Below are 22059 nucleotides of genomic sequence, written 5' to 3' on the forward strand. Positions count from 1 at the left end.
GGCCTGCGCCGACTCCGCTCCGGCGGTGCGCGACGCGGACCTGTTATCTGCGGCAAGCCCAGTGAGGGAGGTACCACCGTGCCGTCCGGGATCACCGTCCGCGCCGCCGGCGACAGCTTCCTCGACTCGATCGGCTCCCCGAACACCCGCCGCGCCTACGGCATCGCCGTCGACAAGACCACCGCCACGCTCGGCGAGACCCGGCGGCTGGCCGACGTCGCCGACGATGAGATCGGTGAAACCCTCGAAACCCTGTGGGGCTCCTCAGCAGTCAACACCTGGAACGCCCGCCGCGCCGCGGTCGCGTCGTGGCTGGCGTGGTGCCGCGAGCACGGCCACACCGCCCCGGCGGTCCCGGCCTGGGTGAAACGCTCCACTCCACCGGACTCCACCACCCCGGTGCACTCGCGCACCGCGATCGACCGGCTCATCGCCCGCCGCGACATCGACCTCCGAGAGAAGACGCTGTGGCGGATGCTCTACGAAACCTGCGCCCGCACCGAGGAACTGCTCCAGGTCAACATCGAGGACCTCGATCTGGCCGGGCGGTGTTGCCCGGTGAAGTCCAAGGGCGCCAAGCCCCGCACCCGCCGCCGCGGTGCCACCTACCACGAGTACGCGCACGAGCTCGTGTACTGGGACGCGGGCACCGCCCGGCTCCTGCCACGCCTCACCAAGGGCCGCACCCGCGGACCGCTGTTCGTCACCCACCGCCGACCGGGCCCCGGAAAGGCCGCCGCCGACCGGGACATCTGCCCCGACACCGGGCTGGCCCGGCTGTCCTACGGCCAGGCCCGCGCCGTGCTGGATGCCGCCACCGCGACGAATGGGCCCGGCACCGGTTGGGATCTGCACGAACTTCGGCATTCCGGCCTGACGCATCTCGGCGAGGCCGGTGCCAGCCTGGTGGAGCTGATGGCCAAGTCCCGCCACCGCAAACCCGAGAACCTACGCCGCTACTTCAAACCCTCACCGGCAGCCATGCGCGGCATCACCAGCCTCATCGGCCCCGACCGCAGCCACCGATAGCGGCCACCAACAAGAGCGTCCGTCTACCCGCTGACCAGGCACTACGCGAACTTCGTTGTTTTTTGCGCCATTACTACCGTGACCCCTGCCTGGACCGGCTATCGGGGACCTGCCAGGAGATCTGATACCAGAGAGCACTTGGTTGTTGCGCTTCCAGTTACGGGCACGCCAGTTTGGCGTGTACCGCGCGGTCACTCTCGAAGTCGGGTGGCAGACACCTTTTAGGGACTGGTGTGAGCGCGGCCCAGGGTTCCTCGCCTCGGGAGGCCTCGGTTCATCCATGGGGTAGGGCTACTCCCCCTCCGCTCAGCGTCCTCCCGGCTCATCTGAACTACTATTTGGATTAGTTTCAAGATGGCTGTTGGAGGCGCGGTGATCGCAAGCGTTGTGGCCCAAGGGGCACTCTTGGGGCTGTTCGGTGCGGTCGTAGCGTGTGGTGTCGCCGCTGCCCGTCGGCCGGGTCGAGGTGGGGAGGCTTGGCGGGCGCTCGTTTCGTGTGCGCTTGCTGTGAGTGCGGCCGGCGGCGTGATGGTGGTTGCTCCCCAGGGCTTTTTCGCGGCGGCTATCGTGTTGGCGCTGCTCTGTGTTGGGGCGTTCATGCTGTCTTCTGCTCGTCTGCACGGCGCGTCGTTGGCGGTGATGGTGGACTCGCTCGTGTGGATGGCCTCGGCGATGTGGGTGTTCATCGTGTTCGCCGCCACGGGCGGGCCGATCGAGGGTGGTGTGGTGCCTGCTGATCCGATTGCCGAGTTGGCGTTGAGGGCAGAGCTCAATCGACCCCCGAGGTGGGTCCGTACTGGCAGTGTGATCGCGATTTTCGGTCTGGTGGCCGCGATAGTCTTCCGCCTGGCCCGGCCGGCCTCCTGTGGTGATTGCTTCGAGACCCTCGTTCCCGGCGCCCACGCCCGATGGCCACAAAATACGAAGGTGGTTAGTAGAAGTGGGGTGTGATGCGGGTGTGCGGGGAGGTGGTGAGGCATGACTGACGGTGTCGCGGTGCGGCGTGCGGGTCGGTTCGGCCCGCGCGGTCCTGCCCGTACGATCTCCCGTGCGGTGGGTCTTGCTGTGGTGATGTTTGAGGCGGTGGCCGCGTTCTGGCTGGTGATGCTGCTCCGAACGTCGGATCTCGTGCCATCCGACCCCCGCTCAGGAGTCGGGCGCGGTGATCCGGTTGAGCTGCGGGTGCTGACCGCTGTGGATGTGCACGACTGGGTGTCGGCTCTGAGTGCTGCGGCCTTCGCTGCGGGTGTGGCCGGTGCGCTGGTGGCGCGTCTACTCCCAGCAGTCAAGGGGCGCGCGACCGGTTGAGTAGTCGGGCCTGGGCCTCGCCGGAGTTTCCCTTGTCGGAGGGTTTCTATGGCTTAGGCTTTGGTGCCGCCGCCGCGGGTGTGGCGAGGTTTAAGGGTGAGGTATTCGCTGAGCACTTCACGCTCGGCGGGTGTCACGGTCTGGGCGAAGTGCATCAGTACTGCCGCGGAGTCCCCGCTGGCGTCGAGGACCTGACGCAAGGTGCGTGAGGTGGCCTCTTCACGGGTCTGCATGGGGAAGTACCGGTAGGCGCGGCTGACTTTTTCTCGACCGACGAACCCTTTTTTGTGCAGGTTGGTGACGACGGTGAGCACTGTGGTGTAGGCCGGTTCGCGGTCGTGGAGTTCCTCGACTAGGTCGTGCACCGACATCGCCGCACCGGCTGACCACAGCACGTCCATCACTGCGCGTTCCAGTGAACCCAGCCCAGTCATTTTCACCCACCATCTCTAGATGCGGGTCAATCTTACGACGGACTACCTCAGTTAGTAGCTTGGTCCCGTTGGAGCGCATCGGCAGCGCCGCGACGCGGGCGGTGTTTGAAGGCCACGGAGAATTCGGTTCCAGGGGTGCTGCGGTGGATGTGACGTCGGGTGGTGGTCGGCAACGTGATGGTGAAGGTGGCTCCGTGTCCGGCTCCCAGGCTTTCGGCGAGCAAGGTGCCCCCATGGTCTTCGACGATAGAGCGGGCGATGGTGAGGCCGATTCCGCTGCCGCCGGCGTCTCTGGTGCGTGAGGAGTCGGTGCGGTAGAAGCGGTCGAAGATGTGTGGAAGGTGTTGAGGGGGAATGCCGTCACCGCAGTCGACGACGCTGATGCGCACCGCGTGTGCCGGGGCGGTGTCGGCTTTCACTACGACTCGCTGGCCCGGGGAGCTGTGTCGCAGCGCGTTGGTGAGCAGATTGAGCAGTACTTGGCTCATTCGTTCGGCGTCGACATGGATGTGTACGCGCGCGGCGGTGGTGACGATGCCTAGCGTGACTTTGGCGTCGGTGAACAGGTCGGCGGCTTCTTCGTAGGTCGCGATGAGCAGTTCGTTGACAGTGATCGTCGCCGGGTGGAGGGGCATCTGATGCTCGTCGGCGCTGGATACGGTCGCGATGTCCTCGGCGAGACGCTGCAGGCGGGTGGTGGCGGTGCGCACGACGTCAAAGGTCTGTGAGTCGGGAGCCCGGATTCCGTCTTCGATGGCGTCGGTGATCGCGCCGATGGTGGTCAGTGGGGTGCGCAGTTCGTGGGCAAGGTCTGACAGCATCCGCTTACGGATGTCGTCTTGTGAATCCAGCCGTTGTGCAAGTTGGTTGATAGCTCGGCTGAGCTGGGTGAACTCGGTGCCGAGCTGGCGATCGGGTACGCGCGTGCGGTAGTTGCCGGCGCCAATAGCCACGGCTGAGCGGGCGACACTGGCGACTGACTGTTGTACGCGGCGAGCCAGGAACCAGCTGACGGCCGTGGCCAGGATCGTCGAGGTGATCAATGCGACAGACATTGAGACGACGATCGAGGAAGTGAACGCGGCTTCGACATGGTCGGCCTGAACTGACCCTGGCTCGAGGCGAGCTTGGCCGAGGTGGTCGTGGAAGGTGTGTGGAGCCACGAATAGTGCCACGATCGCGACGCTGATGCCGCCGCCGGCGATGACGATAGCTTGAGCGAGCATGAGCCGGGAGCCGAAGCTGCCGGGGATACGTAACCGTCGACGTTCATCGTTCATCGCTGGCTCCTCGAGGTTGGCCGTCACCCATCCGGTAGCCCACTCCGCGAACGGTGCGGATGAATCGGCCGGCTACGGCGCTGTCACCGAGTTTGCGGCGCAGACTGGCGACATGGACTTCGACGACGTGGGCATCGCCGACCCAGTCGGGTCCCCAGATTTCGGTGAGCAGTTGCTCTCGACTGAACACAACACCGGGCCGCCGCGTGAGCGCTTCGAGAACGTCGAACTCAGTCCGAGTCAGCTCCACGGGTGTGCTCTCCACCTGGACTTCACGACCCTGAGGGTCGAGGGTGAGCTCCCCTATCGTCCGCGGGTGCGACTCGCCGGTTGGGGTCGGCCGTGGTCGGCGCAGCATGGCGTCGATGCGCGCCATCAGCTCACGAGGGCGAAATGGTTTCGTGAGGTAGTCATCGGCCCCCACCGACAGGCCAACGACTGTGTCGACTTCGTCCGCGCGGGCCGTGACCATCACGATGTAGGCGTTGGTGAAGGTGCGCAACTGTCGACAGACCTCGACGCCATCGAGTGACGGCAAGCCCAGGTCGAGGATGACTACTGCCGGACTCGCCGTGCGTGCGGCGGCGACTCCCTCCTGGCCGTCGGGCGCAACGGTGACCGTGAATCCGCTGCGCTGCAGGTAGTCAGCAACGACTTCGGCAATGTCGGGCTCATCTTCGATCACCAGGGCGTGCAGACCGTGCGGTGGTCGGACCACCGGCATATGGAGGTCGTCGACGACGTTGCGATCTTGGGGCACGCTCCTATGGTGGCGGTGGTCTACACGATCATCCAACCTCGTGGGCATTCTTGAGCAGATCTTGATCCACGCTGCCGATCAGCCTTGAGGTTCGGTGGGCAAGGTGGCGGTGTCGCCGGGTGGAACGTTACGACACAGTTCCCTCTCACACTGATGATCTGATTTCTGCCCGGCGGCGTCCTGTTCAACAACGCAGAGGATGCCCGTGTGACTGTCTCCTACAGCCTCACCACCAGTGATCCATTCGCCAGTACCTTCCCCGCCGAAGCCGCGTCGCCCCGTGCTGGGCTGAGTCGTCAGCTGGTGGGCGGCACCCCGGTGTTGCGCATCGAGGAACCCTTCGCCGAGCACGGGCGCGGCTTCTGGGCCAAGCTGGAAGGCTTCAACCCCGGTGGTATGAAAGACCGGCCTGCGCTGCACATGGTGGAACGCGCCCGCGCCCGTGAAGAGCTGGCCCCGGGGGCGCGGATCATCGAATCAACTAGTGGGACACTGGGATTAGGCCTGGCTTTAGCGGGCATCGTGTTCGGGCATCCGGTGACCTTGGTGACCGATCCAGGACTGGAACCGATCTTGCGGCAGATGCTCGCCGCATACGGCGCCCAGGTCGATGTCGTCAGCGATCCCCATCCGGTCGGGGGTTGGCAACAAGCCCGCCGCGACCGCGTGCGCACCCTGCTCGAGCGCGACGAGGCTGCGTGGTGTCCCGACCAGTATTCCAACCCCGACAACGTGACCGGTTACAGCTCGTTGGGTGTGGAGTTGATCGCGCAGCTGCGACATATCGATGTGCTGGTGTGCTCGGTGGGCACCGGTGGGCACTCAGCCGGTGTGGCTCATACTCTGCGGCAGTTCAACCCTGAGCTGGAGGTTGTGGGCGTAGACACCATTGGCTCGACGATTTTCGGCCAGCCGGCACAGTCACGGATTATGCGGGGACTCGGCTCGAGTATCTACCCCCGCAACGTTGCCTATGACCAGTTCAGTGAGGTGCACTGGGTGGCGCCGGCCGAGGCAGTCTGGGCATGTCGCACCCTGGCCGCCACGCATTACGCCACCGGCGGCTGGAGCGTGGGCGCGGTGGCCCTGGTCTCGGGCTGGCTGGCGCGTACTCGTTCGGCCGATACGCGCATCGCGGCGGTGTTCCCCGATGGCCCCGCTCGCTACTACGGAACCATTTACAACGATGAGTACTGCCGCGCTCACGACCTGATCGGCGCCCCGGCGCCGCCCACTGAACCCCGCACCATCAGCGATCCGCTCACTCAGGTCGCGAGCAGCTGGACGCGGTGCCCTACCATCATCGACCCCACTTGCGTGCCGCACGCCGAGCCCACGAGCTGATCTATGCGACGCCTCTACCGCAGTTTCCGCAGCTTCGATCGCCCCAGCCAAGTGCTGATGGTCAATCAGTTCACCATCAATCTCGGCTTCTACATGCTCATGCCCTACCTCGCCGCCTACCTCGCCGGCCCGCTGGCCCTGGCCGCATGGGCAGTGGGCCTGGTCCTGGGGATACGCAACTTCTCCCAACAGGGCATGTTCCTGATCGGGGGAACACTCGCTGACCGCTGGGGTTACAAACCGCTCATCATCGCCGGATGCCTGATGAGGGTCATCGGATTCGTCCTACTGGCCCTGGTCAGTTCGCTGCCGGCGATCCTGATCGCCTCGGCGGCAACGGGATTCGCCGGGGCGCTGTTCAACCCCGCCGTACGGGCCTACCTGGCCGCCGACGCCGGTGAGCGCCGCATCGAAGCATTCGCCGTGTTCAACGTGTTCTACCAGGCCGGGATCCTGCTCGGGCCGCTGGTCGGACTAGCCCTGACCGCCCTGGACTTCCGGCTCACCTCTCTCTGTGCGGCAGCAGTTTTCGCGGTCCTGACCCTCGTGCAGATCAAAGCGCTACCCGCAACAACACCTGCCCCGAGCAGCACCTCAATCATTCAGGACTGGCGCAGCGTCGTCCGTAACCGGCGATTCCTGCTCTTCGCTGCGGCGATGGCCAGCTCTTACGTGCTGTCCTTCCAGGTCTACCTCGCCCTGCCCCTACATGCCGACCGCATAGCAGACAACCCCACCCTCGCCACCAGTGTTGTCACCGCAATGTTCGTGGTGACCGGTCTGGTGGCCATCGCCGGCCAGCTACGCATCACCACATGGTTCGGCAACCGCTGGGGCAGCACCGGCAGCCTGAGCGTGGGAATGACGCTGATGGCTGCAGCTTTCCTGCCCCTAGTCGCCAGCACCGCAACGCATCAGCGCAACATCGCCCTCAACATCGCCGCCCTGCTACTCACCGCAGCTCTGCTCGCCGCCGCCACCGCAGCAGTGTTCCCATTCGAAATGGACACGGTGGTGGGACTGGCCCGCGGCACGCTTGTCGCCACCCACTACGGGCTCTACAACACCATCGTCGGGATCGGGATTCTGCTCGGCAACGCCGCGACCGGGTGGCTGTTCAGCGCGGCCACCACCCGCGACATGCCCGAACTGGTGTGGATCGCTCTAGTCCTCACCGGCATGGCGGCGGCGTCTGCCCTGTTGCTGTTGCACCGCCGCGGATGGCTCAGTGTCGCCGCCCCCACCGAAGCTCAGCCCACCACAACCCATTGATTACCCTAGGGGGGTAAGGTATAACGGTGGTGTGGCGAGACGCCACAGCGACAGACCCCCTGAGGGTCGTTGGCACCACTGCTGTACCGAAAGGGCACATCTCATGAGCACATCGACAGTGATCGTCTCCGGAATGACGTGTGGGCACTGCGCGGCGTCGGTGCGTGAAGAAGTCGGCGCACTGGCCGGCGTAACTGACGTCGACGTCGACGTGGCCAGCGGGCGAGTCACCATCTCTAGCTCGGCCCCGATCGAGGCCGACGCGATCCGCGGCGCGATCGAAGAGGCCGGCTACCACCTGGCGCAGTAGCCGACGAGGGGCTGAAGTGTCTGCCCCACTGGCGACTTCAGCCTCTCCCGGGCGGCGTGGGTGTCGCCACCACCGATGACAGGAATCCAGCGATGAATGTTCCAACCAAGCTCGGCGTCTTCGCCGCGGCCCTGCTGATAGTTTTCGCTGCGGCGTACGCCATCGCCGCTGGTGTCGCTCCCGACAGGGCGTCGACCTCCCCGGCTGAGTCCGCCCATGCCGATCACAATGCTGCACCACAGTCGCGAACATCCGCCTCGTCTCCGGGGGCCGATCAGGTTCGCGGAGTTTCGATGGCAGCAGCCGGCTTCATCCTGGGGAATGTGGTGGCACCCCATGCGTCCGGGGTGCAGGCACCGCTGAGCTTTGAGATCCTCGACGCCGCCGGGGCCGCGGTCACCGACTTCGCCGCCGAGCACGACAAGCAGCTGCACCTGATCGTCGTCCGCGCGGATGGCACCCACTTCCGACACGTGCACCCCACTCTCTCGCCCGAAGGGCGCTGGACGCTGCCCTGGCAGTGGGCGACGGGAGGCAGCTACCGGATCTACGCCGACTTCGTGCCCGCCGCCACCGGCCAACCCCTCACCCTCACCAGCACCGTCGAAGTCAGCGGTGACTACCAGCCGGCCCCACCCGCCGCCGAATCACGACAGTCATCCGTCGACGGGTTCGACATCGGGCTGGCCGGTCATCTGCGCGCGGGCGTCGAGTCCGAACTGACCGTCACCGTGCGCCGAGCAGGACAACCGGTCACCACCCTGCAGCCGTATCTGGGCGCTTTCGGTCACTTGGTGGCCCTGCGACAGGGTGACCTGGCCTACCTGCATGTTCACCCTGAGGGCGCGGCACCGACTGCCGGTCAACTCGCGGGACCACAGGTCCGCTTCGCCACCACCGCCCCCACCCCGGGCCGCTATCTGCTCTACCTCGACTTCCAGGTCCAGGGCGCTGTGCATACCGCCACCTTCGTTCTCGACGTCCCCACCGGCGCCCCGGCCCCGACACCTGACTCCACGGCCCCCTCGGCCGATCCGCACGCCGGACACTAACTCGCTGACCAGCGCCACCCGGGGCACTGCGCCGAGGCATTCACCCAACGAGGAACCCCCCCATGACCACCTCAGCTCCGATCCACCCACCTGCGGCCACCGCCGAGCAGACAGGCGCCGTCGATATCGAACTCGCCGTGTCGGGCATGACGTGTGCATCGTGCGCGGCACGCATCGAACGCACACTGAACAAACTCGACGGAGTGAGCGCCTCGGTGAACTACGCCACCGAAAAAGCTCACGTCAGCGCACCCGCCGGTGTCGACCCACACCTGCTGATCGAGACCATCGAACAGGCCGGATACCACGCTGCGCTGCCCGCCACTCCCACCAAAGGTGCCGCCCCCGACGATGACCCTTCGGACGACGACGGGGAGCTCGTGGCCTTGCGTCACCGACTGATCGGTGCGGTGGTTCTCTCGGTACCGGTGATCGCGCTGGCAATGGTCCCGGCGTTGCAGTTCACCTACTGGCAGTGGGCGTCGTTGACGTTGGCCGCGCCAGTGATCGTGTGGGCGGCATGGCCGTTTCATCGCGCCGCGTTGCTCAACCTGCGCCACGGTGCGGCCACCATGGACACCCTCATCTCGGTCGGCACCACCGCGGCGCTGTTGTGGTCGTTGTATGCGTTGTTCTTCGGCACCGCCGGACAACCAGGCACGACCCACGGGATGTTGACCGGACTAAGTTCGGACACGCCGAGGACGATCGAGGCGGGGGCGGTCAGCGTGGTCATTGTCGAGGGCACTGTTGAAGGGAGTGTCCGTGAACCGTGAAGACGCGAAGGGTGTGCCGACGAGGCTTCCGGCCTGGGGTCGTGTGAACCCAGTAGATGGGGTTCCGTTCTGGTCTCTGGTTGGACCGGACGATCGTGAGATCGAGCCGGTCGGCGAGTTTCTGAAGGAGTTGGTCACTCGTGGTCACCGCGCCGGGACGGTTCGGAGCTATGCGTATGACCTGCTGCGATGGTGGCGCTGGTTGCGTGTGATCGACCGGCCGTGGAACCGTGCCACACAAGAAGACCTGCGCGAGTTCGTTCTCTGGTTGTCTGATGCCATCAAGCCGGAAAGTGGTCGGCGGACCGTGTCCGTCTCGACCGCGGGCACGATCAACGCCGTCACACGCAAGCAGTACCTCGACGACCGCTACAAGCCGCGGACCATCCGCCACAGCAATGCGGTGCTGCGCACCTTCTACGAATGGGCCATCATCGAAGGGACTGGGCCCCTGGTAAACCCAGTCCAGTTGCGCAACGCGAGCCGGCGCGCCCATGCGCACCACAACCCCCTCGAATCATTCCGAACCGACGGCCGGCTTCGCTACAACCCGCCCATACCGAAACGTCGTCCGAGGGTCCTTCCCGATCCGGAATGGGTTCGGCTCTTCGGTGCGCTCACCTCCAATCGCGACAGGGCACTGCTGTCGATGGCGGTCAGCAATGGTGCCCGAGCTGGGGAGATCCTCGGGATGCGGATGGCCGACGTCGACTGGGGCGAGCAGTTGGTGCGGGTGACTCGTAAAGGTTCACGGGACGAACAATGGCTACCTGTGAGCGCGGAGGCGCTGCTGTGGCTCCGCCTGTATCTGTCCGAGATCGATGATGTGCAACCGAACGCCCCACTGTGGTGGACCCTTCGCGTCCGCAATCGTCGGGCTGGTGCGTCCCGCCAACCGATGAACTACGAAACGCTCCGAGGCGTCTTCCGTCGCACCAACGTCGCGCTCGGAACCAACTGGAGCATGCACGATCTGCGGCACACTGCCGCACGACGTATGGCCGACGACTCGAAGCTCTCGCTCCGTGACGTTCAGACAATCCTCGGCCACCGACAAATCGCCACGACCGTCCAGGTGTACCTGCACGAATCAGATGTCCAGGTGGCGTCGCGTGTACTCGAGCACCTGAGCAGGCCTTCACCACCACACCCCCTCGCGGGGAAGTCGCTGGGATACCGGGACCATGACATGTCTGTTCTGTTTGGCGGTGAGGATCTGTGCTGACGACAGTGGCAACTCCCTCAGTGACCGTCCGCCCCGAGCGCGTTCACGGACACCACGACGGCCACTCGATCGATGAGGTGCTTGCCGCCGTGGAGGCAGACCTTCGCTGGCGGAATCACCCGGTACGCGGCGAGCGGGCCGCGATCGCGCTGCGCGGCATCCTCGAGTGGCTCTCCACATTCCCCGGAACCGGCTGGCAAGAGCGGTGGTCAGCCGCATCGGGGAACGACTACCCGAGCTGGATCACCACCATGACCGAGCATCTCTCGGCGCGCGGAGTCGCCCGCAGGAACGTGATCGACACAGTGCCGGCGCTCCTCATCCATCGAGTGGTGATCGTCGACTACGCGTTCCTGCGCGCATACAGGGCACGAAGCCTGTACGAGACGGTTCGAGAGAGGCTCCGCCCCGATCTCTGGGAACGCATCGCCGCCAACGCACCGCGCGCCAAACTGACGGCGTACCAGTTCCGCGAAGCGCGGTTGGTGTTGAGCAAGATGGTCCTGGCAACCGGCCGAGACCTCAACCAACTGCAGCTACATGACTTCACCGACTATCTTGCAGACAACCGGCACTCCAACGGGTCCAACCCGAACGGCGTCCACGCGGCCTGGGATCTCGTCCGCGGGATTGCCCCCATTCCCGACAACGACCTGCTGACGTGTCTGAGAGTCGGCCAGCGCAGCGCCGAACAGATCATCGACCGATTCGCCATCCAGAACTCGGCTATCCGGGATCTCCTCGTTCGCTATCTCAACGAGAGGAAGCCAGCGCTGGACTACACCTCCTTCGACTCAACAGCCCGCCTACTCGGCTCCTTCTGGGCTGATATCGAAGCCCACCATCCGGGTGTCGACTCCCTGCACCTCAGCGACAATGCCGCGCGAGATTGGAAGCTGCGCTTGCGTACCGTCACGAATCGAGATGGGTCCACCAGACCGCGGCTGAATTACCTGGACGTGCTGATGGTTGTGCGCGCGTTCTACCTCGACATCCAGGAGTGGGCCCTCGCGGATCCCTATTGGGCTCCGTGGGCGGCTCCGTCTCCCGTGCACCGTATGGACACAAAGGGAATCGAGAAGGCCAAGCGCACCCGACAAGCCCGGATGCACCAACGCGTCCGCACTCGGCTTCCACATCTCGACCGTCTCGTGGACAGCGCAAACGACCATCGCGAAGACCGGGCGGCGCTTCTCGACCATGCGCGGAGGGCCCAACCCGGCGAAGAGTTCGAGTACCGCGCAACGAAATACCGCAGGGTCGACCCCAGCGACAAGCGACGCGTCAACGGCAACACGACGTTCGTTCACGTCATCGATCCAGCGGGCCGGCGCATCGACGTCGTCAAGGAGGAAGACGACGCCTTCTGGACCTGGGCTGTTATCGAGACACTGCGCCACACCGGAATACGAGTGGAAGAGCTCGGCGAACTCACTCACCTCGCACTCGTCACCTACAGGCCGCCGGATACGGGCGAGACGGTGCCACTTCTGCAGATTCTTCCCTCGAAGAGCAACGAGGAGCGCCTGCTGCTCGTCAGCCCCGAACTCGCCAGCGTCCTCGCCTCGATTATCACTCGACTACGCGGTGAGAACGATGGAGTGATCCCGCTGGTCGCCAGATACGACAAGCATGAGCGGACGACAGGTCCAGCGCTTCCGCACCTCTTCCAGTGCCGCAACGGGCACCGACGTTCAGTGATCGGGTACGGAACCCTGCGACGCCTTCTCGAAGAGGCGATCGAGCGCATCGGCCTTCGTGACGCGGCCGGCGAGCCGTTGCACTTCACACCGCACGACTTCCGGCGATTGTTCGCCACGGACGCGGTTACGGGCGGACTCCCGGTCCACATCGCCGCCAAGCTCCTCGGACACGCCAACATCACCACCACGCAGGGGTACGTCGCGGTTTTCCAGGATGAGCTGATCGGGTCCTACCGCCGTTACCTCGACCACCGTCGAGCGATGCGCCCCGCCGTCGAGTACCGGGAACCCACCGATACAGAGTGGGCTGAGTTCGAGCAGCACTTCGCGACCCGACAGCTTGAACTCGGCACCTGCGGTCGCCCCTACGGATCCCCCTGCAACCATGAACACGCCTGTATCCGTTGCCCGATGCTCCGTGTCGACCCCCGGGCGCGACCACGATTGGTCGCGATCATCGCGAACCTGCGCGAGAGGATCGCTGAAGCGCGAACAAACGGGTGGCTCGGCGAAATCCAAGGGCTCGAGACCAGCCGAGACGCGGCGATCCGCAAGCTCACGGTCCTCGACCGATCGGGCCCGTACGGCCGAACAGGCCTGGCCGACTTGGGTATCCCGTCGGCTCGCTGATCCGCTCAGGGCGAGACGGTCGTTCAGTGAACCAGCGGCACGCCGAAGTTCAAAAGAACGTCGGGAATTGGATGACCAGACCAAGTTCCAGTGGTGCGGGAGATTCTAGGTCGGCGGGAGGTTCGACTGGGTCGTCTCGGACGGGCGGGTCAGTGCATTCAGTGCGTTGATCCCTACAGGTTCAGTGGCCAGCATCGGCACGATCGCACTCCGGTTGTGTGTGCTGGTGATGGAGCTGATCTCGACGACTTCTGTCCCGGCACGCCGTCGGAGCAGCGGTGATGTCGGGTGAGCTGCAGCGATCGAGTTGTTGACCACCCAGGCCCACGGGTGGATCCGGCGTCGGTGGTGTCGGTGAGGCCGAGCATCTGGATCGCGGCGGGCGCGGCCACCGGTTCGGGGGCGATGCCGGCCCACTTGGCGAGCTGGGCGCGGTCGGGGTAGCGGCCGGTGACGGCGGTGACGCCGTCGACGAGGACGAGGGGCAGGCCCTCTGAGCCGGAGAGCTGCAGGAACGCCTTGACCGGTTCCCGCTCGGCGAAGGCGAGGGGCTCATTGGCGAGGTTGAAGCGGGCGATGTCGCCGCCCTGGGGTGTTGATCCAGTCCATGTCGGCGGTGAAGGTGACCAGGGCCTGGTCGACGTCGTCGCCGCACACTCCGGTGTTGCAGCACAGTGCGGGCTCGAAAACCTCGATACGGGTCATCAGGGGGGCCTCTCAGTTCTCAGGGGTGGGTGGGGGCGGTGAGCTGGGCGGCGAGCCGGTCGACGCGGGCGGCGATGTCGTCGCGGACCAGGCGCATGCGGTCGATGCCGTCGATGCCGCGTTCGGACGGCTCGTCGGTGTCCCAGTTCTCGAACCGGGTCCCCGGGACGGGATCGACGTGGGCCTCGCGGCCGAGGGTGACCACCACGTCGACTGCCCGCAGCAGCTGCGGGTCGATCGCCTTCGGGGTCTCGGCGGTGATGTCCACGCCGACCTCGAGAAGCGACTGCGCGGACAGGGCGTTGACCGCGGCGCCAGGCTTGGTGCCGGCCGAGTGCACCTCGACCGCGTCGCCGGCGGCCTTGCGCATCAGCCCGGCCGCCATCTGGGACTTGCCGCCGTTCTTCACGCAGACGAACAGCACCGAAGGTTTGTTCACGCTCGGATCCTTCCGGGGTGGCCGTGTTCACCGGCCGTTCGGTTGACGAGTTGAATCGATAAGAGTCAATATAGACGTATGTCGAATCAATCGTCGAGTGGGGTCGAGGCCTGCTGCTCGCCCATCACGCGGGAGCCGTTGACCTCAGATTGGGCCTCTGACCTGGCCCGGATGTTCAAGGCGCTCGGGGATCCGGTGCGTCTGCGGATGCTGAGTCTGATCGCCAGCCACGAGAACGGCGAGAGCTGTGTGTGCGACATCTCCCCGGCGTTCGAGCTGTCGCAGCCGACGATCTCGCATCACCTCAAGGTGTTGCGCGAGGCCGGTCTGCTCGACTGTGAGCGCCGCGGCACCTGGGTCTACTACCGGGTGATCCCGTCCGCGCTCGCGCAGTTGTCGGCGGTGCTGGCGTCCGAGGTCGGTGTCGTCGAAGGCTCGGCCTGCGTGCCCGCAGCTGCGGTCGTGGAGGTGGCCCGGTGACCGAGACGACCACCCATCCCGCTGTTGTCGGCAAGCTCTCGACCCTGGACCGGTTCCTGCCGGTGTGGATCGGTGTGGCGATGGTCGCCGGCCTGCTCCTGGGCCGGATGATCCCCGGCCTCGGTGACGCACTCGGGGCCGTCGAACTCGACGGCATCTCCCTGCCGATCGCGCTCGGTCTGCTGATCATGATGTACCCGGTCCTCGCGAAGGTGCGCTACGACCGCCTCGACACCGTCACCGGCGACCGCAAACTCCTCCTCGGCTCCCTGCTGCTGAACTGGGTCCTCGGCCCGGCGCTGATGTTCGCGCTCGCCTGGATCTTCCTGCCCGACCTGCCCGAATACCGGACCGGTCTGATCATCGTCGGCCTCGCGCGCTGCATCGCGATGGTCATCATCTGGAACGACCTCGCCTGCGGCGACCGCGAAGCGGCCGCCGTCCTGGTCGCGATCAACTCCGTCTTCCAGGTAATCATGTTCGCCGTCCTCGGCTGGTTCTACCTCTCGGTGCTGCCCGGCTGGCTGGGCCTCGAACAGACCACCATCGACACCTCACCGTGGCAGATCGCCAAGTCCGTACTGATCTTCCTCGGCATCCCGCTGCTCGCCGGGTTCCTCACCCGCCACTTCGGGGAGAAGGCCAAGGGCCGCGAGTGGTACGAGGAGCGGTTCCTGCCGAAGATCGGCCCCTGGGCGCTCTACGGCCTGCTGTTCACCATCGTGATCCTCTTCGCGCTACAGGGCGACCAGATCACCTCGCAGCCACTCGATGTCGTCCGGATCGCGATCCCGCTGCTCGCGTACTTCGCGATCATGTGGGGCGGCGGCTACGCACTCGGCGCCGCAATGGGACTGGGCTACGAGCGCACCACCACCCTCGCGTTCACCGCCGCGGGCAACAACTTCGAGCTCGCCATCGCGGTCGCCATCGCCACCTACGGCGTCACCTCCGGCCAGGCCCTCGCCGGGGTCGTCGGACCGCTGATCGAGGTCCCCGTCCTCGTCGGCCTGGTCTACGTCTCCCTCGCGCTACGCAAACGCTTCAACCGCACGGACTCTCCCGCACCCATCGCTTCGTGACCCGAGAAGGCCAGGAGACGAACATGTCCCAGCATGTCGACCGCCATCAGTCCGAACTACTCGTCCCCGAGGCGGTCCTGCGGCGGGCCGCCGAGCATCTCGCCGGCAGATACGTCGGGGTCTTCTCCCCGGAAACGGTGGAGCGGACGGTGTTCGAGTCGTACGCCGCGCTCCGCGAGACCGCCACGGTGCACACCCATCTGACGGCGCTCGCGCCCAGGCTGGCCGCCGAACGCCTCACCGCCCGCGCCCACACCGACGGTTCCGTGGTGAAGACGGCGCCCGAGGTGCTGTTCGTCTGCGCCCACAACACCGGCCGCTCGCAGATGGCGGCGGCGCTGCTCGACCACCACAGCGGCGGCCGTGTCCACGTCCATTCGGCGGGCTCGGCCCCGACCGGCGGGATCGATCCCGCCGTCCTCGCGGTGATGGCCGAAACCGGAATCGACCTGGCCGCCGCGTATCCCAAGCCGCTGACCGACGAGGTCGTCGCCGTCGCCGACGTGGTGGTCACCCTGGGCTGCGGCGACGCCTGCCCGGTCCATCCGGGCACACGGTATCTCGACTGGTCGGTACCCGACCCGGAAGGGCAATCGCCGCACATGGTGCGCGCGATCCGCGACGAGATCGATATTCGTGTCCGCGGCCTGCTCACCGAACTCACCACCACCACCCAGGCCTGACCCCTCCATCTTCCCGAAAGGTTCTCGATGACCACCGATTCCCCGAACGCCACTCCGTCGGTCCTGTTCGTCTGCGTGCACAACGCCGGCCGCTCCCAGATGGCCGCCGGATTCCTCACCGCGCTGGCCGGTGACCGGATCGAGGTCCGCTCCGCGGGCAGCGCCCCGGCCGACCAGGTCAACCCCGCCGCGACCCTGGCGATGGCCGAGGTCGGCATCGACATCTCGACGCAGTCCCCGAAGATCCTCACCGTGGACGCGGTACAGGCCTCCGACGTGGTGATCACGATGGGCTGCGGCGACACGTGCCCGGTCTTCCCCGGAAAGTCCTACCGCGACTGGGTTCTCGAGGATCCGGCCGGTCAGGGTGTCGACGCGGTCCGCCCGATTCGTGACGAGATCAAGGCGAAGGTCGAGGCGCTGATCGCAGAACTGACCGCCGAGCCCGCCCGTTCCTGACCGACAACGTCCACCTCTTCGCCCCTGCGGGGGCCGCACGGAAGGCTCCTCATTGAGTACTGACGCGACCATCCACGACCTGATCATCGTCGGCTCCGGACCCGCCGGATACACGGCCGGCGTCTACGCCGCCCGCGCGGAGCTCGAGCCCCTGCTCTTCGAGGGCACCCAGTTCGGCGGCTCGCTGATGACCACCACCGAGGTGGAGAACTTCCCCGGCTTCCGCGAGGGCATCATGGGCCCGGATCTCATGGACGAGATGCGCGAGCAGGCCAAGCGTTTCGGCGCGGACATCCGCACCGAGGACGTCGAGGAGATCGAGCTGGACGGCCCGGTCAAGAAGGTCGTCGCGAACGGTGAGACGTACTACGCCCGCGCCGTCATTCTCGCGATGGGTGCCGCTGCCCGCTACCTCGGTATCCCGGGGGAGGAGAAGCTCCTCGGCCGCGGCGTCAGCGCCTGCGCCACCTGCGACGGCTTCTTCTTCCGCGACCAGGACATCGTCGTGGTCGGCGGCGGCGACTCCGCGATGGAGGAGGCCACCTTCCTGACCAAGTTCGCCCGCAGCGTCACCCTCGTGCACCGCCGCGAGGAGTTCCGCGCGTCCCGGATCATGCTCGAGCGCGCCAAGGCGAACGAGAAGATCCGCTTCGTCACCAACGCCGAGCCGGTCGAGGTGCTGGGTGAGAACAGCGTCACCGGCCTGGTGGTCCGCGACACGGTCACCGGCGAGCGGTCCACGCTCGACGTCACCGGCATGTTCGTCGCCATCGGCCACGACCCGCGCAGCGAGCTCGTCAAGGGCCAGGTCGACGTCGACGCCGCCGGCTACGTCCAGGTGCAGTCGCCGACCACCGCCACCTCCACCGAGGGTGTCTTCGCGGCCGGCGACCTGGTCGACCACACCTACCGTCAGGCCATCACCGCGGCCGGCACCGGCTGTGCCGCCGCGATCGACGCCGAGCGCTGGCTGGCCGACCAGGGGGAGATCACCGAGAACACCCTCGCCGCCGCGGGCGAGCCCGTCACCGTCTGAGCATGATGCAGCAGCGATCGGTGACCGACATGGATGTGGTCGTGATCGGTGGCGGACAGGCCGGGCTCGCCGCGGGCTACTACCTGCGGCGAGCCGGGCACCGGTTCGTGATCCTCGACGACCAACCGGTACCCGGCGGGGCATGGCCACACACGTGGCCGTCGCTGCGGCTGTTCTCCCCGGCGGAGTTCGCGGCCCTGCCGGGATGGCCGATGCCGCCGTGGCCGGACGGTTTCCCGCCCGCCTCGCACGTGGTCGACTACTTCACCGCCTACGAGGAGCGCTACGACCTGCCGATCAAGCGGCCCGTCCGGGTCACCGGTGTGGACCGCGACGGGCAGCACCTCGCCGTCACCACGAACCAACGGATCTGGCGGGCCCGGCGGGTGATCAGCGCGACCGGCACCTGGCAGCAACCGTTCTGGCCGCTGTACCCGGGTGCGCGGGAGTTCACCGGCCGCCAACTCCACACGGTCGACTACCGGCAACCGTCGGACTTCGCTGGCGCCCGGGTGGTGATCGTCGGTGGCGGCAACTCCGCCGCCCAGCTCGTCGCCGAAATCTCCACCGTGGCCACCACCACGTGGGTGACGACCCGGCCACCCCGCTTCCTCGCCGACGACGTCGACGGGCGGGTGCTGTTCCAGGTCGCATCCGAGCGCGCCGCGGCGATCGCCGCCGGGAAACCCGATCCCGGCGGACCGGCTTCCCTCGGCGACATCGTCATGGTGCCCGAGGTGCGTGAGGCCCGCGATCGTGGTGTCCTGCAGGCGCTACCGATGTTCGACCGTCTCACCCGAGACGGCGTCGCCTGGGGAAACACGGTTCAGCACGCCGATGTCATTGTGTGGGCCACCGGCTTTCGGCCCGCGCTGGCCCACCTGCGTCCGCTGCGGTTGCGCGAGCACGACGGCACGATCGCCGTCTCGGGCACGAAGGCGCTCAAGGAGCCCCGCCTGCACCTGCTCGGCTACGGGGACTGGACCGGCCCCGGCTCGGCGACCATCCTCGGCGTCGGACGCACTGCCAAAGCTGCAGTCGCCCAACTCGACCTCGACGACTGACCACACTCGTCCGATAAGGGACCGGCGACGAGCGCGCCCACGTTCACCCGGACGCTTCCGCGGTGTGGGCGTTGCGCAAGGTGCTCGGGTATGCGGGTCATGGTGAGTGGTCCTCGTTGGATTCGAGGAGCAATGCGCCGATGACGAGGACGACGCCGCAGGTGATGTAGGTGTCGGCGATATTGAAGGTGGCGAACCATCCGGTGTGGAAGTAGTCGGTGACCTTGCCGTCGAGAAGACGGTCGATGACGTTGGCGGCGGCGCCGGCGACGATCGCGGCGAGCCCGACGGTCTGGATCGGGTGACTGTCCGGTGCGGTACGCCACGCGAACACACTGATCGTGGCGGTGATGGCCGCGGTGGCGGCAAGAACGACGGCGGTGGGGAGTTGGTCGCCGAGACTGAAAGCGACCCCGGTGTTGTAGGTCAGGCGCAGTTGCAGCAGGCCGAGATCGACGGTCCGACCCCAGGAAAGAGTGTCGCGTGCAATCGGATCGACGACCAGCGCGATCGCAGCTAAGGCGACGGCGACCGCGACGAGGGTGCGGCGGCCGCGGCGCCACCTGGCTGAGGTCGAGGTGGTGGGCTCGGCGTAGGTCATGACCGAGTCCCGGCGATCGGTTCGCGCGTGATCGCCGAGGGTGTCGCTGCGGTGAGGGTTCGGGCGCGTCCGGCGCGGACGCCGTTGGCGATGACGACGATCTCGGCGACTTCGTGGACGAGGACGACCGCGGCCAGGCCGAGGACACCGAACAGGGCCAGCGGCATCAAGACGGTGATGATCGCCAGGGACAGGCCGACGTTCTGCAGCATGATCGTCCGAGACCGGCGCGCGTGGTGCAGCGCCTGAGGTAGGTGGCGCAGGTCCTCGCCCATCAGAGCGACGTCGGCAGTCTCGATCGCCACGTCGGTTCCTATTGCGCCCATCGCGATACCGAGGTCTGCGGTGGCGAGGGCGGGGGCGTCATTTACTCCGTCGCCGACCATCGCGGTCGGTCGCGCAGCGCGGAGGGTTCCGACGATGCGGGCCTTGTCCTCGGGGCGCAGGTCGGCGTGCACTTCGTCGATGCCGACGTCGGCGGCCAGGGCGCGGGCGGTGCGGTCGTTGTCGCCGGTGAGCATCGCGACCTGGTAGCCGTCGCGGCGCAGGCCGGCGATCACCTCGTGTGCCTCGGGGCGGAGTTCATCGCGGACGGCGACCGCCCCAATCACGGTTCCGGCGCGCTCGATCAGGACCGCGGTGGCGCCGGCACGCTGCATCCGTTCGATGTCGGCGGTGAGGGGGCCGGGGTCGATCCAGCCGGGTCGACCGAGCCGAACCGGTGCGCCGTCGATGCGGCCGGTCAGGCCCGCGCCGGTCACGGCATCGACATCGTCGGCGGGCACGTAGTGGCCGACGGCGGCGAGAATCGCTCGGGCCAGCGGGTGTTCGCTGCGGGCCTCCAACGCCGCGGCCACCGCGAGGACGTCGCCGCGGGTGGCGCCGTTAGCGGCGGCGACGTCGATCACGACGGGCTGGTTGCGGGTGAGAGTGCCGGTCTTGTCCAGCGCGACGGTGCGGATGCGGCCGAGTGCTTCGAGGGCGGCACCGCCCTTGACCAGGACGCCGAGCTTGGACGCGGCGCCGATCGCGGCGACGACCGTCACGGGGATGGCAATCGCCAGCGCGCACGGTGAGGCGGCGACGAGCACGACGAGGGCGCGTTCGATCCACACCCGCGGATCACCGGCGAGGCTGCCGACTGCGGCGATGACCGCGGCCGCGACCATCACGGCCGGGACAAGCGGCTTGGCTATCTTGTCGGCCAGGCGTTGCGCTTCGCCCTTGCGGGACTGCTCGGCCTCGACGATCCGCACGATCTTGGCCAGCGAGTTGTCTTGCGCGCCAGCGGTGACCTCGACCTCGAGGACTCCGGTGCCGTTGATCGACCCGGCGAACACCTCGTCGCCGGGACCGGCCTCGACGGGCACCGATTCGCCGGTGATCGCGGAGGTGTCCAGGGCGGTGCGTCCGGTGCGGATGACGCCGTCGGTCGCGATCCGCTCCCCGGGCTTGACGATCATGATCTCGCCGAGAGCGAGCTCGGCCGGCGGGACGGTCTCCTCGCGGCCGCCGCGGAGCACCGTGGCGGTGTCCGGGACCAGGGACAACAGGGCCCGCAGGCCGCGGCGGGTGCGGGTGACCGCGTACTCCTCGAGCCCCTCGCTGATCGCGAACAGGAACGCGAGCATGGCGGCCTCGCCGACCTCGCCGAGCAGCACCGCTCCGACGGCGGCAATCGTCATCAGCGTGCCGACGCCGATCTTGCCCTTGGCCAGCCTCTTGAGCGTGGACGGGACGAACGTGTAACCCGCCACGATCAGCGCGGCCGCCTCGAACCCCACAGCGAGCGCATCGGCTCCGCCGGTCACGCGAACGATCAGCGCCGCGACCAGCAGCACGCCGGCCGCGGCGGCGGCGCGGATCTCGGTGATGTGCCAGAGCTTTTCGGGCTCGTGTTCTTCCTCGCCTTCGGGGCGGGGTTCGTCGTGGCCGCAGCCGCACGCGTCGCTCATGACTTCTCCTCGGCATCGGTGCCGTAGTTCGGGCACAACGCGACCGCGTTCCCGGTCGCCGCCAGCAGCGTCTCCGCCGAGGCGAGAAGATCCATCAACTCCGGCCGGGCCAGCGCATAGAACACCTGCCGCCCCTGCGGGCGGCCGGTCACCAGCCCGCAGTCTCGCAGACACGCCACATGCGCCGACACCGTCGACTGCGCCAACCCCAACTCGCCGACCAGATCCGCCACCCGAGCCTCACCCGCAGCGAGGCGGCGCACGATCGCCAACCGGGTCCCGTCCGACAGGCTGTGGAACAACGCCACCGCCGCATCGAGGGTCGAGCCGGTACTCCCGGCTGTCAGGCAACCATCCGCACGATCAATCGTCATACGGCGATGATAACCGATGAACTACGATGTTAGATGGGGGTTGGAGATCAGGTGAGGA

General features: G+C 66.9%; 22 protein-coding genes and 3 pseudogenes. 17 read left to right on the forward strand and 8 right to left on the reverse strand.

Annotated features, from left to right (window positions below; translation table 11 throughout):
* Positions 1-78: 78 nt before the first annotated feature.
* From RVF83_RS05380 to RVF83_RS05390, 3 genes are all read left to right on the forward strand, one after another.
* A complete protein-coding gene (locus RVF83_RS05380) occupies positions 79-1029 on the forward strand; it encodes a tyrosine-type recombinase/integrase (RefSeq protein WP_005195278.1) in 951 nt (316 codons plus the stop codon).
* 507 nt (positions 1030-1536) lie between these two features.
* Complete coding sequence (locus RVF83_RS05385) at positions 1537-1980, forward strand: hypothetical protein (RefSeq protein WP_231742666.1); 444 nt, start codon at positions 1537-1539, stop codon at positions 1978-1980.
* Between the two features lie 27 nt (positions 1981-2007).
* Positions 2008-2337 (forward strand): hypothetical protein, encoded by a 330-nt coding sequence (locus tag RVF83_RS05390; RefSeq protein WP_005195283.1) that lies wholly within the window; start codon positions 2008-2010, stop codon positions 2335-2337.
* 53 nt (positions 2338-2390) lie between these two features.
* Here the strand turns inward: RVF83_RS05390 and RVF83_RS05395 are convergent, their stop codons facing one another.
* From RVF83_RS05395 to RVF83_RS05405, 3 genes are read right to left on the reverse strand one after another with little or no spacing between them, the layout of a single operon-like run.
* Positions 2391-2771: a BlaI/MecI/CopY family transcriptional regulator gene (locus RVF83_RS05395; protein ID WP_005180013.1), complete on the reverse strand. Its 381-nt coding sequence runs from the start codon at positions 2769-2771 to the stop codon at positions 2391-2393.
* A 47-nt stretch (positions 2772-2818) separates the two neighbouring features.
* Positions 2819-4051 (reverse strand): sensor histidine kinase, encoded by a 1233-nt coding sequence (locus RVF83_RS05400; RefSeq protein WP_005195289.1) that lies wholly within the window; start codon positions 4049-4051, stop codon positions 2819-2821.
* Positions 4041-4775: a response regulator transcription factor gene (locus RVF83_RS05405; RefSeq protein ID WP_005180009.1), complete on the reverse strand. Its 735-nt coding sequence runs from the start codon at positions 4773-4775 to the stop codon at positions 4041-4043. The genes RVF83_RS05400 and RVF83_RS05405 overlap by 11 nt, the downstream gene beginning before the upstream one ends.
* A 243-nt stretch (positions 4776-5018) precedes the next feature.
* On the opposite strand from RVF83_RS05405, the gene RVF83_RS05410 reads away from it, so the two are divergent.
* From RVF83_RS05410 to RVF83_RS05440, 8 genes and pseudogenes are all read left to right on the forward strand, one after another.
* The gene (locus RVF83_RS05410) at positions 5019-6155 is read left to right on the forward strand and encodes a PLP-dependent cysteine synthase family protein (protein ID WP_005180004.1); all 1137 of its coding nucleotides are present in this window, start codon (positions 5019-5021) and stop codon (positions 6153-6155) included.
* 3 nt (positions 6156-6158) lie between these two features.
* Positions 6159-7427 carry an MFS transporter gene (locus RVF83_RS05415; RefSeq protein WP_005195292.1) on the forward strand — a complete coding sequence of 423 codons (1269 nt, stop codon included), beginning with the start codon at positions 6159-6161 and terminating at the stop codon, positions 7425-7427.
* A gap of 103 nt (positions 7428-7530) precedes the next feature.
* Entirely contained in the window at positions 7531-7737 is a 207-nt protein-coding gene (locus RVF83_RS05420; protein WP_005195294.1) for a heavy-metal-associated domain-containing protein, read from the forward strand.
* A 92-nt stretch (positions 7738-7829) separates the two neighbouring features.
* Positions 7830-8789 (forward strand): hypothetical protein, encoded by a 960-nt coding sequence (locus tag RVF83_RS05425; RefSeq protein ID WP_005195302.1) that lies wholly within the window; start codon positions 7830-7832, stop codon positions 8787-8789.
* 62 nt (positions 8790-8851) lie between these two features.
* Positions 8852-9470: pseudogene (locus tag RVF83_RS05430) on the forward strand (cation transporter); the annotation flags it as partial.
* 138 nt (positions 9471-9608) lie between these two features.
* Positions 9609-9800 (forward strand): annotated as a pseudogene (locus tag RVF83_RS23700) (site-specific integrase); the annotation flags it as partial.
* Between the two features lie 168 nt (positions 9801-9968).
* Positions 9969-10790 (forward strand): tyrosine-type recombinase/integrase, encoded by an 822-nt coding sequence (locus RVF83_RS05435; protein WP_255220627.1) that lies wholly within the window; start codon positions 9969-9971, stop codon positions 10788-10790.
* Between the two features lie 5 nt (positions 10791-10795).
* Positions 10796-13123 (forward strand): tyrosine-type recombinase/integrase, encoded by a 2328-nt coding sequence (locus RVF83_RS05440; RefSeq protein ID WP_157226812.1) that lies wholly within the window; start codon positions 10796-10798, stop codon positions 13121-13123.
* Between the two features lie 323 nt (positions 13124-13446).
* Here RVF83_RS05440 and arsD read toward each other — a convergent pair.
* Positions 13447-13828: pseudogene (arsD, locus tag RVF83_RS05450) on the reverse strand (arsenite efflux transporter metallochaperone ArsD); the annotation flags it as partial.
* A gap of 19 nt (positions 13829-13847) precedes the next feature.
* Complete coding sequence (locus RVF83_RS05455) at positions 13848-14267, reverse strand: low molecular weight phosphatase family protein (RefSeq protein ID WP_005195317.1); 420 nt, start codon at positions 14265-14267, stop codon at positions 13848-13850.
* Between the two features lie 78 nt (positions 14268-14345).
* Here RVF83_RS05455 and RVF83_RS05460 point away from each other — a divergent pair, with 78 nt between their 5' ends.
* From RVF83_RS05460 to RVF83_RS05485, 6 genes are read left to right on the forward strand one after another with little or no spacing between them, the layout of a single operon-like run.
* Positions 14346-14747 carry an ArsR/SmtB family transcription factor gene (locus tag RVF83_RS05460; RefSeq protein WP_005195318.1) on the forward strand — a complete coding sequence of 134 codons (402 nt, stop codon included), beginning with the start codon at positions 14346-14348 and terminating at the stop codon, positions 14745-14747.
* Positions 14744-15829 carry an ACR3 family arsenite efflux transporter gene (gene arsB, locus RVF83_RS05465; RefSeq protein WP_005195320.1) on the forward strand — a complete coding sequence of 362 codons (1086 nt, stop codon included), beginning with the start codon at positions 14744-14746 and terminating at the stop codon, positions 15827-15829. Before RVF83_RS05460 ends, arsB begins: the two co-directional genes overlap by 4 nt.
* A 23-nt stretch (positions 15830-15852) precedes the next feature.
* Positions 15853-16512: an arsenate reductase ArsC gene (locus tag RVF83_RS05470; RefSeq protein ID WP_005195321.1), complete on the forward strand. Its 660-nt coding sequence runs from the start codon at positions 15853-15855 to the stop codon at positions 16510-16512.
* Positions 16513-16539: 27 nt separating this feature from the next.
* The gene (locus RVF83_RS05475; protein WP_005195323.1) at positions 16540-16971 is read left to right on the forward strand and encodes an arsenate reductase ArsC; all 432 of its coding nucleotides are present in this window, start codon (positions 16540-16542) and stop codon (positions 16969-16971) included.
* 52 nt (positions 16972-17023) lie between these two features.
* Positions 17024-18007: a thioredoxin-disulfide reductase gene (trxB, locus tag RVF83_RS05480; RefSeq protein WP_005195324.1), complete on the forward strand. Its 984-nt coding sequence runs from the start codon at positions 17024-17026 to the stop codon at positions 18005-18007.
* Positions 18008-18009: 2 nt separating this feature from the next.
* A complete protein-coding gene (locus RVF83_RS05485) occupies positions 18010-19071 on the forward strand; it encodes an ArsO family NAD(P)H-dependent flavin-containing monooxygenase (RefSeq protein ID WP_005195327.1) in 1062 nt (353 codons plus the stop codon).
* 97 nt (positions 19072-19168) lie between these two features.
* On the opposite strand, the gene lspA is transcribed toward RVF83_RS05485, so the two are convergent.
* Genes lspA through RVF83_RS05500 form a run of 3 tightly spaced genes read right to left on the reverse strand, consistent with a single transcriptional unit; the run spans position 19169 to position 22001 of the window.
* Positions 19169-19672 (reverse strand): signal peptidase II, encoded by a 504-nt coding sequence (lspA, locus tag RVF83_RS05490; protein WP_005195328.1) that lies wholly within the window; start codon positions 19670-19672, stop codon positions 19169-19171.
* Entirely contained in the window at positions 19669-21627 is a 1959-nt protein-coding gene (locus tag RVF83_RS05495; RefSeq protein WP_005195329.1) for a heavy metal translocating P-type ATPase, read from the reverse strand. Before RVF83_RS05495 ends, lspA begins: the two co-directional genes overlap by 4 nt.
* Complete coding sequence (locus tag RVF83_RS05500) at positions 21624-22001, reverse strand: ArsR/SmtB family transcription factor (protein WP_005195330.1); 378 nt, start codon at positions 21999-22001, stop codon at positions 21624-21626. The genes RVF83_RS05495 and RVF83_RS05500 overlap by 4 nt, the downstream gene beginning before the upstream one ends.
* Positions 22002-22059: the final 58 nt, after the last annotated feature.

The sequence above is a fragment of the Gordonia rubripertincta genome (genome assembly GCF_038024875.1).
Taxonomy (GTDB): Bacteria; Actinomycetota; Actinomycetes; order Mycobacteriales; family Mycobacteriaceae; genus Gordonia; species Gordonia rubripertincta.